At 37.1% G+C, this 12,340-nt stretch carries 10 protein-coding genes, 1 pseudogene and 1 other annotated feature; of the genes and pseudogenes, 1 reads left to right on the top strand and 10 read right to left on the bottom strand.

The genetic code is table 11. The features are described from left to right. Nucleotides 1-64 precede the first annotated feature (64 nt). Nucleotides 65-1,219 carry a DUF362 domain-containing protein gene (locus QE109_RS16490; RefSeq protein WP_281095655.1) on the top strand — a complete coding sequence of 385 codons (1,155 nt, stop codon included), beginning with the start codon at nt 65-67 and terminating at the stop codon, nt 1,217-1,219. Between the two features lie 59 nt (nt 1,220-1,278). Here QE109_RS16490 and QE109_RS16485 read toward each other — a convergent pair whose 3' ends face one another. The 10 genes and pseudogenes from QE109_RS16485 to QE109_RS16440 all read right to left on the bottom strand — a co-directional run bounded on the left by QE109_RS16485 (nt 1,279) and on the right by QE109_RS16440 (nt 12,340). Next, nucleotides 1,279-1,854 (bottom strand): class I SAM-dependent methyltransferase, encoded by a 576-nt coding sequence (locus QE109_RS16485; RefSeq protein WP_281095654.1) that lies wholly within the window; start codon nt 1,852-1,854, stop codon nt 1,279-1,281. 104 nt (nt 1,855-1,958) lie between these two features. Continuing rightward, nucleotides 1,959-3,206, bottom strand: a complete 1,248-nt coding sequence (locus tag QE109_RS16480; RefSeq protein ID WP_281095653.1) for an HD-GYP domain-containing protein — start codon at nt 3,204-3,206, stop codon at nt 1,959-1,961. Nucleotides 3,207-3,275: 69 nt separating this feature from the next. Next, nucleotides 3,276-4,355: a 3-isopropylmalate dehydrogenase gene (leuB, locus tag QE109_RS16475; protein WP_342637170.1), complete on the bottom strand. Its 1,080-nt coding sequence runs from the start codon at nt 4,353-4,355 to the stop codon at nt 3,276-3,278. Between the two features lie 75 nt (nt 4,356-4,430). Beyond that, nucleotides 4,431-4,895 (bottom strand): annotated as a pseudogene (leuD, locus tag QE109_RS16470) (3-isopropylmalate dehydratase small subunit); the annotation flags it as partial. After that, complete coding sequence (gene leuC / locus QE109_RS16465) at nt 4,892-6,205, bottom strand: 3-isopropylmalate dehydratase large subunit (protein ID WP_281095652.1); 1,314 nt, start codon at nt 6,203-6,205, stop codon at nt 4,892-4,894. The pseudogene leuD and the gene leuC, both read right to left, overlap by 4 nt. Beyond that, on the bottom strand, nt 6,196-7,746 hold the full coding sequence (locus tag QE109_RS16460) for a 2-isopropylmalate synthase (RefSeq protein ID WP_281095675.1): 1,551 nt from the start codon (nt 7,744-7,746) through the stop codon (nt 6,196-6,198). The genes leuC and QE109_RS16460 overlap by 10 nt, the downstream gene beginning before the upstream one ends. Before the next feature lie 137 nt (nt 7,747-7,883). After that, nucleotides 7,884-8,153, bottom strand: a binding site (T-box leader). A gap of 148 nt (nt 8,154-8,301) precedes the next feature. Then, nucleotides 8,302-8,949 (bottom strand): vWA domain-containing protein, encoded by a 648-nt coding sequence (locus QE109_RS16455; RefSeq protein WP_281095651.1) that lies wholly within the window; start codon nt 8,947-8,949, stop codon nt 8,302-8,304. A gap of 99 nt (nt 8,950-9,048) precedes the next feature. After that, the gene (locus QE109_RS16450; RefSeq protein WP_281095650.1) at nt 9,049-10,056 is read right to left on the bottom strand and encodes an O-acetyl-ADP-ribose deacetylase; all 1,008 of its coding nucleotides are present in this window, start codon (nt 10,054-10,056) and stop codon (nt 9,049-9,051) included. A gap of 20 nt (nt 10,057-10,076) precedes the next feature. Next, nucleotides 10,077-10,817: an SDR family oxidoreductase gene (locus tag QE109_RS16445; RefSeq protein ID WP_281095649.1), complete on the bottom strand. Its 741-nt coding sequence runs from the start codon at nt 10,815-10,817 to the stop codon at nt 10,077-10,079. Nucleotides 10,818-11,023: 206 nt separating this feature from the next. Beyond that, nucleotides 11,024-12,340, bottom strand: coding sequence for a DUF438 domain-containing protein (locus tag QE109_RS16440; RefSeq protein ID WP_281095648.1), 1,317 nt, complete (start codon nt 12,338-12,340; stop codon nt 11,024-11,026).

The raw sequence follows: 12,340 nt of genomic DNA, 5'->3' as shown, positions 1-12,340 counted from the left end.
GTATGGCACTTGTTCATATATGGAACTTGTTTGTGTAATTAACATCTAAAAGCTGGAGGTCAATATGAGTAAGGTATATGTATCTAATTGCAATGCTTACGATAACGAAAAAATGAAGTCAACTATTTTAAACGCTATTGATCAAATGGGTGGATTTGAAAAGTATATAAGGCCTGGACAGAAAGTTCTACTGAAAATCAATCTTATTGGTCCAAAAAAAGCAGAAAAAGCTGCTACGACACATCCAGAATTTGTACGCGCAGTGGGTCAACTTATAAAGACTATTGGTGCAGATGTCTACGTAGGCGATAGCTCTGGTGGTGCAATAGCTGGTATGGCACCAACGAAGAAAAGTTTCACTGCCTGTGGTATAGAAAAAATTGCTGAAGAAGAAGGCTTTACACTTATTAACTTTGATGAAATCGGGCCTATCAACAAAGTAGTTGAAGGCAACTTTTCAAAAGAGCTATACATCACAAAAGCAATAGAAGAAATGGACGTTGTGATCAACTTACCTAAGATGAAAACACATTCAATGGGCGTATATACTGGCGCAGTAAAAAACCTATTTGGTGCAATTCCAGGCCTCAGAAAAGCAAAATACCATAAAGAAGCGCCAAATCCAGAAGTATTTGGACAAGTATTAGCTGATATCCATAAAGCGATAGACAATATGCCCCTTCACATCATGGATGGCATTATCGCCATGCAAGGAGAAGGCCCAACGGCAGGCAAACCCTATTCAGCAGGTAAAATACTCATATCGGAAGACCCGCTCTCACTTGACCGCATCGCTATAGAGATGATGGGGATTCTTCCAGAAAGAGTAGATATATTAAAAGCAAGTATACAAAGAAAAGTAGGTGTCTGGGAAAAAGAAGAGATAGAAGTGATTGGTGATTTTGAGAAACTTAAAAACTATGCACTTCCAAAAAGCTATCGCACACACGCTGTAAAAGATTTTACAAAAGTAAGAGGGGTAATTGACTTTTTTAAAGTTGTTCCAGTGGTGAATCAAAAAAAATGTGTCAAATGTAACTCCTGTGTTGACGGGTGTCCAGTAGGTGCGATTCATCGAGATACAAAGATCATCGATTATACGATATGTATTGACTGTCTTTGCTGTCATGAGCTATGTATGATCGAAGCAGTTGACCTTAAGTCTAAAAACCAATTGGTTAACGTCGTTCGATCTGTAGCAAATTTGTTCTATAAATAAAGGTTAAATTTAGGTTTTTAACAATGATTGGATTAATCAGTGATTAGATTTATCTTTGATTAGTTTTTTTCAAATTTTAAATTAAAATGTCCTGATTCGTATTCGCGATCAAAAGGTTTAAACCCCTTTTCAGTCGCAAATTGAGTGATGACATTTTCTTTTTGTCCTAAATCATCCATTAATACACCGTACCCCACATTGATGGTCTCAGCAAAGCCTTCTAACTTAATCTGTAGGTTGGCAACAAAGATGTCTTTAAGTGCACCATCATACCTTGGAATCTCAAAATCCCAAATTTCAAATATGCCTCCGGGCTTCAGCACGCGATATATCTCAGCAATCACCTTTTCTTGCGTCTTTTGAGTCATATACATCAGTGAATAAAAGGAAGTCACCGTATCAAAAGAATCCCCTAAGAATTGCATATTTGAAGCATCCATGACAATTTTAAGTGATTCATTTTGACATTCTTCTAACTCGTTCTTTCTGATATCAATAGCGACGACATTGCTCCCATATAACTTACCGATAATCCCTTCTCCGCCGCCACCGATATCGAGGATCTTATGAACAGGATATTCTTTTAGTAGTTCTATATAGTGCCGATCTGAATTCAGTACGCGTTCATCATTCATAGTCAATTCTCCTAGCTATAGCTTATTCTTATCCACTTAATAGTCTAAAAGAGAATCTAGTTCATGTCAAACAAGGTATATATCATCTCTTTTTATAAACCAAACTATTGATCTTCATCAAATAGTTTTAAAAAAACTTTTACGATTTCGGGATCAAACATCGTACCAGAACCCTCTCTAATAATACTTAGAGATTTCTCCTTTGAAAAAGCTTTTTTATATGGTCTTTCACTTACAAGAGCATCATACACATCAACAACAGCAACTATCCTTGCTGCTAAAGGAATTTCATTCCCCTTTAATCCATCCGGATAACCACTTCCATCAAATTTTTCATGATGGTATTTGCATATATGAATTCCCATATTTATAAAATTGTTTTTCTCGTACAGCGTCTTGATTTTTACAAGTGTATCATAACCATAGGTTGTATGCATTTTCATAACGGCCATTTCATCATCACTCAGTCTACCTGGCTTCATCAAAATATGTTCTGGAATTGCAACTTTTCCGATATCATGAAGTGTGCTTGCTAGTTCAATTGACTCAATAAATAAGTCTCTATCAATCTCATTAACTTCAAATATTGATGTAGGCAAATCTTGGGACACTTTTAAACAAAGCGCACCAACCCGCTCTATATGATCACCCGTAAAATGATCTCTAGATTCTGATAACCTCGCCAACGAAAAAATAGTGATGCGATTTGCATTCTCAATTTCTATTAACTTATCATAAATTTCTTTTTCTAAAATAACGTTATCATCACGCAGATTATGTGTCTGTAAATATTTATCTCTTCTATATTTTTCAAATGTATAGGAACCATAGACACAGATGAAAATAAAGCTACTGTAAAAAAAGACATAAATCAAATTCAACTTATAGTTATCACTGAAAAAAAATGCCAAAATCAAATAGCCTAACACCATGCTATATGAAGCGACTGATGCATATTGCCAATAAATTCGTGTTAAAAAATGACCTACGCCAAAAATGAGGAACAAACCACCATAATAGCTAAAATTGTTCGGGACCAGTAATAACATGGCGATAATTCCAAAACCTGCTGCTAGGTAATCAATCACCAATATTATCTGATGAAATTTATAAAAAGATTTATGATAAGACAAAATAATCCCAACTACGAAAAATGGATTGACCAGTATAAACCGAATAAAAAGAAAAAGATTTGCTTCTGGAATTTTTAATTGAATATCAATTAAAGCAAAAGAGGAATACAGTAAAACACACAAAGCTAGCATGATTCTAATATAATTTAAGTCACTCTCAAATTTATCTATCCTGTAATCAGACTCCATTTTAGAATCAAATGCTAAGTTTGTTTTCATTTTTCCACCTCTTGTACTCCTATACCCTTTTTTTGACAATCTAAAAAATCAAATACAGAGGTTTTTCACTTACTCTATCGCTTTAACGATCAAATCGCCCATCTCAGTTGTTCCAACTAACTTCTTTCCATTTTCAAATATATCCACGGTTCTAAAACCTGAATTTAAAACTGTTTCTACGGCTTTCTCAATTGTACCTGCCTCAAGATCACAGCCAAAACTGTGCCTTAACATCATAGCAGCAGATAAAATAGTAGCGATGGGATTAGCAATATCTAGACCTGCTATATCTGGCGCAGAACCATGTATTGGTTCAAACAGTCCTTTCTTAGTACTTCCTAAACTTGCAGAAGGCAGCATCCCTATTGAACCAGTGAGCATGCTCGCTTCATCCGAAAGTATGTCCCCAAACATATTTGATGTCACAATAACGTCAAATTGACTAGGTGACTTAATCAGCTGCATCGCAGCATTATCTACATACATATGTTCTAAACTAACTTCAGGATATTTTTTTGACAAAATGTCCATTTCTTTCCGCCAAAGCCTTGAACTCTCCAAAACATTTGCCTTATCTACACTTATCACTTTCTTTTTTCTCTTCATTGCAATTTCAAATGCTTCAATCCCAATTCTTCGTACCTCTTCACTACTATAAGACTCGATATCATAGGCTTCGTCGTAGCCAGATGTATTGACTTTCGTTCCTCGTTTTCCAAAGTATATACCACCTGTGAGTTCACGAACAACACATATATCGAAACCATCTGAGATGCGTTCAGATTTTAAAGGGCATGCACCTTTAAGAGATTCATACATCATTGCAGGGCGTATATTTGCATAGAGATTTAATCCTTTTCTAAGACCTAGTAATGCTTTTTCGGGTCTTTTTTCACCTGTTAAATCATCCCATTTAGGTCCTCCAACTGATCCTAGCAACACGGCATCACTCAGTTTACATGTCTCAAGCGTATGTGCTGGCAAAGCTTCTCCAAACTGATCAATAGCTGCGCCACCAATTAAATCTTGAATAAACTCAAAGTTTATGTGAAAGCGATTGCCAATATGTTTTAATACTTTTACCGCTTCACTAACTACCTCTGGACCAACGCCATCACCTGGTAATACTGCTATCTTATAATTTCTCAATTCTTTTCTATACACGTCATCTTTCATTTTATCGTTTTGATTGATCTGAGCTGATTGCTGGTTTTGTGTGTAAAAAGTTAAGCCGCCTTGTGAAATAATATTTTGGATAAACTCAGGAAAAGGGCTCGCCTCATAAGACTCATTCTTTGTTAAATTCCTTATCTCACCTGTTATAAAATCGATTTCAACTTTATCGCCTGCTTCAATGGCTTCCACTGCAGCTTCACATTCCATGATTGGTAAACCTATATTGATGGCGTTACGATAAAAAATTCGTGCAAATGTTTTTGCGATAACACACGATATCCCTGATGCCTTAATAGCGATAGGGGCATGTTCACGTGATGAACCACAGCCAAAATTATGATTTGCAACAATAATATCGCCTTTTTCAACTGAATTTGCAAAGTGAGCATCAATATCCTCCATACAATATTTCGCAAGTTCACTTGGGATTGACGTGCTCAGGTACCTCGCAGGAATGATCACATCTGTATCTATATTATCACCATACTTAAAAACTTTTCCACTTACAATCATATCCTACCTCCTACTGTTTCATATAGACGTGTCTCATTATCTTTAACTAATTCAACTGGGTTAGTGATCTTGCCTTTAACTGCTGTGGCTGCTGCAACTGCAGGACTTGCAAGATATACTTCCGACTCAGGGTGTCCCATTCTTCCTACAAAGTTTCTGTTCGTAGTTGCCAGTGCACGTTCGCCTTTGGCTAAGATACCCATATGGCCGCCCAAACATGGCCCACAAGTTGGTGTACTTACGACAACGTTAGCTAAGATAAACGTTTCTATTAGCCCTTCGCGTAATGCCTCTAAATAAACGCGCTGTGTCACAGGAAAGACAATTGCTCTTACCCCCTTAGCAACTTTTCTCCCTTTAAAAATTGCCGCAGCTTCTCTAAGATCTTGAATTCTACCATTGGTGCATGAGCCAATCACAACTTGATCTATAGCAACATCGCCCACAGCTTCTATGTTTCGTGTGTTTTCAGGAAGATGCGGAAAAGCAACAACTGAAGTTATATCATCTAGATGTATATCGATAATTTGTTCATAAACTGCATCGTCATCTGCTTCAAAAACAGTGTAAGGACGCGTGGCTTTTGCATAATTCTCAACATACGCGATCGTCTGTTGATCAACTGGAAAAATACCATTTTTAGCCCCCGCTTCTATGGCCATATTGGTCATCGCAAATCGATCATCCATAGTTAAACTTGCAATACCCTCACCACAAAACTCCATTGATTTATATAGTGCACCATCTACACCGATAAGACCTATGATATATAAGATGACATCTTTTCCGCTTGTCCATCCTTTCAGTGCGCCATGAAGATTGAACTTTATCGCAGTAGGCACTTTAAACCAAGCCTTTCCAGTTGCCATCCCCGCTGCCATATCGGTACTTCCTACACCCGTTGAGAAAGCACCTAAGGCCCCATATGTACAGGTATGAGAATCAGCGCCTATTGCCACATCACCAGGTACAACAAGCCCTTTTTCTGGGATAAGACCATGTTCAATTCCCATCTCACCCACTTCAAAATAATTTACAATCCCTTTAGCCTTTGAAAATTTTCTGATCATCTGACATTGCTCTGCAGACTTTATATCTTTATTTGGAGTAAAATGATCTGGTACTATCGCGATTTTATCTCGATTAAATACTTCACTGATTCCCATTTCTTCAAAAGCTTTAATCGCTACAGGTGTAGTTATATCATTTCCAAGAACCAAATCAAGTGATACTTCTATCAGTTGTCCAGCTTTAACCGTAGGTAATCCTGCATGTGCAGCTAGAATCTTCTGTGTCATTGTCATGCCCATTTTAACGCCTCCTTATCTTCTCCAAAATGCAGTCCTTTATTAATTGCATTTAAGTACGCCTCTATACTCGCTTCTATCACATCTGTACTCAGTCCATAGCCGTTCCATATCCCCTCACCAAACTTGATCTTTACCATGGCTTCTCCTAGAGCATCTTCACCCTCGGTCACAGACTGAAGTGTGTAGTCCTCAAGCTCAAAGCGATCCCCTATGATACTTTCTATAGCTTTAAAAGCCGCATCCACTGGCCCATGACCATGTGAGACAGCTTCAAAATTTTCATTATTCTTAAGTAGCATAATATTTGCAGTGGCAGTAATCGTATTCCCAGAATTGATGACAAAATGACTTAATTTATATGCATTCTCAATTTTTCCTGCTTTTTCTTGTATCAACGCCTCTATATCTCGGTCATATATCACTTTCTTTTTGTCTGCTAATAATTTGAACTCAGTAAAAATATCATCCAGTTTCTCTGTGGATAATTGATATCCTAGTGTATTTATGCGTTCTAAAAGGGCATGTCTACCTGAATGTTTTCCTAAAACAAGATTGTTTTTAGTTATGCCCACGGACTCTGGCGTCATAATCTCATAAGTACTTGAATTGGCAAGCATACCATGTTGATGAATACCAGATTCATGCGCGAATGCATTTTCACCGACAATCGCTTTATTATTTTGAACTCTATTACCTGTAACTTTACTGATCAATTTACTGGTATGAAAGATTTGTTTTGTATCAATGTTAGTCGTCATGTGATAAAAATCTTTCCGCGTGTCAATCGCCATAACGATTTCTTCCAAAGCGGCATTTCCTGCGCGTTCACCTATACCGTTAACCGTACACTCGATCTGAGAAGCGCCCGCACTGATCGCCGAAAGTGAATTAGCAACTGCAAGACCAAGATCGTTGTGACAGTGTACCGAAATTTCTGCGCGGTGGATATTGGAGACATTCTCTTTGATACCTTTGATGAGACGATAGAATTCGTCAGGCGTTGTATAACCAACTGTATCTGGTATATTCACCACAGTTGCTCCTGCTTTTATAACGGACTCTAGTATACGATATAAAAATTCTGGTCTAGTACGAGAAGCGTCTTCTGCAGAAAACTCAATGTCTTCACATAAAGTCTTAGCGTACTTAACCATGTCAGTTGCCCTTAACAAAACATCCTCAGGTTTCATCTTGAGTTTATAGGTCATGTGAATATCAGAAGTTGCAATAAAAGTATGAATTCTAGGCCTTTTCGCAATTTTTACCGCTTCATATGCCGTCTGGATATCTTTTGGGATTGCTCTTGATAAACTGGCAACGGTAACATCTCTAACTGCACTAGAAATCTCACGAATTGAATTAAAATCACCTAAGGATGCTATAGCAAAACCAGCTTCGATCACATCTACCTTCAGACGCTCTAGCTGCAAAGCTACATCTATCTTTTCTCTTAAGTTCATACTACAACCTGGTGACTGTTCTCCATCTCTCAAAGTAGTGTCAAATATCTTGATCCTATTCATCGCTTTTTTCTCCTTTATTATTTCGCCATGTGAAGGTATCTGTGACAAGGTAGTTGTGACTCTTTTGAAAATCTTCGGGCATCGAGCCCTCTGATTCTGTCACAAGGTAGTTGTGTCTTAATAAAAAAACCCCGTCACTGTATGCGCTTTGCGCTTACAGGGACGAGGAATATGCCACGTGGTACCACCCTAATTATCTCTATCACAAATAGAGATCACTCATCGGATTCTATTAAATCCTACGTCTGTAACGGGACGGCCCGTCAATCCTTACATAAGGCTAGTTAGAAATCACTTTCATACTTAGACTCTGTTCGGGACTGCTGCTAAGGAGTGAGTCGTCTTTCACTTCAGTACCGATTTACACCAAACATCGGCTCTCTAAAACTGAAACAGTGATAAACTAATTCCCTTATTGCATTGTATACTGTATTTTGTATCGTTTTGGTTATTGTATATGATATTAACGCTTCTCGTGTAAGTTGTCAATAAGTTTTTAGAAAATTACAACAATTCTTTCTTTTTGTCATTTTCAATTTTCAATTTTTAATTTTTAGGTTTTCAGTTTTCACTTTACAGTTTTCTGGTCTGGTAGTCCTTCTCAATACTGCTTTTCCATTTTGAAGATATTATACTATCTGAGCGAAGTTCACTGATAGCTTCACTTACAGCTTCATAGTTTAGCTGGATACCTTCTCTATCATTGTTAAACCTAGCCGCTCTACTGCTATCAATTCCAAATTTACGTGCTTCAGAAACCGCATCAATATTTGCACCTAAAAATATAAACTCCCAGCCATGCTCACGTTTTTGCTTTTCTATCAACATTCTAACTTTATCATATGTGTATTCTAAGCTTGCATTTTCTTGTCCATCTGTGGTGATGACAAACAAAACTTTCTCCGCTTTTTCTGCTTCTAGTGTGTTTTCTTGAACATTTTTAATCTTCTGAATGGTTTTCCCAATTGCATCAAGTAGTGCTGTTGTACCTCTTACAAAGTATTCTTCCGATGTTAATGATTTGATGCCTTTAAGGTTAATTCTGTCATGTAAAAGTTCATAATTATCATCAAACAACACTGTTGTAATGACTGCTTCGCCATTTTCTGCCCTCTGCTTAGTAAGCATAGCATTATAGCCACCTATGGTATCAAGTTCAAGTCCTGACATTGAACCACTTCTATCTAAGATAAAGATTAGTTCTGTTAATCCCTTTTTCATAATATAGCCTCCTTTAATTTCAGCATAAGATGTTATTCGCTAACTCTATTTAAAGGATATCATGTATATAGGAGCAGATGGTCGCATCAAAAGCGACATTTATGCAAGTAGTGGTTGTTCAAAGGCAAATAGGGTTTCATTAATCGTATATAAATCATAGATCTGCTTTTCGATAAAATACTTTATGATCAAATCAAATTTGTTGCTATTTGAAAGCGCATATCCAGCAGTGAGTAATAAATCGTCAGTTTCGTCTCTATTGAGCTCTAGTGCTATTGCAAAGGCTATCGCTGTTGCTTTGCTTGGTTTATAAAATTTGTCTCCACGAATCTTTGAAAAGTGTTTGCGATCAATATTAGCACGCTTATAGACTTCAACATCGGTTCTTTCTTTCACATCGATCCATCTAAGTAAACGCTCTGAAAATGTATCTTCAAGTTGATCCAAAACATCGTTTAAACTGCGTTGTTTCTTTATTGATTTATCTGGCGCTTCTTTATAAATCATTTTATTGATACTATAGGTAACAAACGCCTCATCGTCTACACTATTATACTGCCTTCTATGATCATGATGCTCATCAACAAAGTGATCGTCTATATATGCTTTTATAGATGCATGTCTACTTTGAGAAAGTTTAAAAGCATCCCTATCAAATACCACTAGATAGATCATCATATCATTGTCAATTAAAAAGTTTCTGATGACATTACTAGCTATCGTGATTGCTAGATCCTTGGGAAATCCATAAGCACCTGTTGAAATTAGAGGAAATGCGATGCTTTCTATTTTTCTGTCCTTAGCTAGTTCAAGTGCTGTAGCATAGCAAGATAATAAGTGTTCACCCTCGCCAGAATTGCCACCTTGCCATATTGGTCCAACGGTGTGTATCACATATTTAGCAGGAAGGTCAAACCCTTTTGTAAGTTTGCACTGCCCTACGACACATCCACCAAGTGGTTTACATGCCTCTAGAAGCTTAGGTCCAGCCGCTTTATGAATTGCACCATCAACACCACCCCCGCCAAGTAGCGAAGTGTTTGCTGCATTGACGATTGCATCTACTTTTAGAGTCGTTATATCTGCTCTTATGATTTCAAATGGCATTTGTTCACCGCCTTTTCATATTATGATTCTGATTGAAATTTCCATCCGTGGTCGTTATGGTAAATCATCTGCTTTGACATACCACCATCAACCACAAAATTTTGACCCGTTATAAAGCCTGCAGATTCACTGCATAAAAACATCACCATCTCACTGATATCACCGGGTACACCAACTCTTCCAGCTGGATGTTGTGCATGATCTTCTGGATTTAACATGCTATCATTTGTATCGATCCATCCTGGGCTGATGGCATTGACACGCGTTTTTCCAGATAAGCTAATACTCAAAGCATGCGTCAGAGCGATGATACCACCTTTAGCCGCGGAATAGCTCTCCGTATCCGCTTGAGACATCATTCCCCTTGTTGAGGCGATATTTATAATGGCACTCTTTTGAGTAAACAAACCTGCAAAGCCCTGCGTCAAAAGATATGGCGCTGTTACCCCCACTTGAAGCACTTCATTGAAAGCTTTCGCATCACAGGTTGATAATAAGCCTCGGTTACTGTAACAAGCGTTATTAATGAGATAGTCCACTTTTTTATACTTCTCAGTAATATGTAAGATCGCTGTCTGAATCTCTAATTGCTCCTTTAAATCACAAACGATATACTCGTATTTGTCATTTTGTTCAAGTTTTGGCTTTATAATATCAAGATTAATCACTTTAGCACCTTTTTTTAAAAAGCTTTCACAGATATTTTTTCCAATTCCACTTGAACCACCCGTTACGATGCATACTTTTCCTTCAAAATCCATGAAACTACCTCCCTGATCACTTAGTCAATACACTTTGACATTGGTTCTTTGTTTTTTGTTTCATTTTCTTTATTTTATCATAATTGACTGGGGTTTCAAACTTACCACGGAAAAGTAGATTGCCTCATAAAATCAATAAAAAAACCTTATAAGGCTCTCTAGAACAAAATGTCCTAAAAGTGCTTTATAAGGTTATCAGTATCATATCAGTTTGACATCAGTCTTTTCTCACCTTCAAGTTCGGTGATTGGTTTAATATTTTGTGTGATTTCAAGTGTGCCAAGAAACTCACCTGTTTTACTTCTAACTGCAAAATATCTGATATAAACAAACTGCTCGCCCATCCTAATCCAGAAGTCTTCGTTATCTTTTGCACCACTTTTTAGATCTTCTACAATTTTCTCTACAATATGCACACTCTTTGGTGGGTGGCAGTGTTTTACTTCTCTTCCTAAGATGGTGATGGGTCTATCGAAGATACGCTCTTTACCTTGTGTAAAGTATTTGACACGATCATTTGCATCTACAAATGTCATGTCAAATGGGATTGTATTTAGAATCGCATTGACTTCAAGTGATGTCAAACTTCCTGCATCAAATGGAATAACAGTTTGTGCATCTTTTTTAATTCTATTGATTACTACATCTTCATCATTTTCAGTGACTGTTTTCATCATATGCTCATCTTTTAATTCTCTTTTTACTTCTTGCGCTTTATTTTCTAAATCAGGAATAGTATTTGCTGTCACTGGAAGCCACCTTTTCACAACAGGCAATAAGGTGTAACCAATCTCAGCACTTGCTTTCTCAATCTCTTGCCACTCTTCTTGCGTAAACTTTTCTAGAACCATAGGAAACATAATTTCTTCTTCTTTAAAAATCATCTCACTGACACTGTCTACAAGTTTCCTCGTCAATTGGTTTACCTCAGGAACGTCTGGTTTTTCTAGTGTTAAGTGTTTGATCAACGTTTTAAGGTCTGCTCGAATTTCATCATCAACGCCCCACATAACCTGCGGAGGTGCAGTAATATCGTATCTTTCCATATATGGAAAAAGCAAGTTTTCTTTACGCTTATAATGTAAATCTATCGTAGATAGTTTAATCAAACTAAATTTGAGCTTTTCAACTTTTGATGCTATTGGATTTTCAGTATAATCACTGAGGTAATTTAAAACTTCTTCAAGAGTTGATTCGATTTTGCGGTTTTCTTTTTTAAAAGTGTGAACTGGGTGTCCTTCATCAAAACCATCAAAATTAATACCCTCTTCTCTATGAATATCCTCTATCGATCCTTTAAAGACAGAAGCATGAACATCGCAAAGTCTTTGTATCTCCTCAACTGGCATGCCTTCATTGACAAGTGCTTGCTCCATCTCGGTGATCTCTATAGCAGTAATCCCTGTTGTTAACGCATCAAATTCTGCTTTTACTTGGTCTACGGTTGCACCATCATGTAATTTTTTGATCAAGCCCTTTAGCTGTTCTTGTCTTTTTTCTCTATTGTTGATAAATTCACTCAT

The organism is Fusibacter bizertensis (assembly GCF_029914245.1).
GTDB classification, from domain to species: Bacteria; Bacillota; Clostridia; order Peptostreptococcales; family Acidaminobacteraceae; genus Fusibacter_C; species Fusibacter_C bizertensis.
Note: the sequence above shows the minus strand (reverse complement) of the source record. Positions and strands in the feature narration are given on the sequence as shown.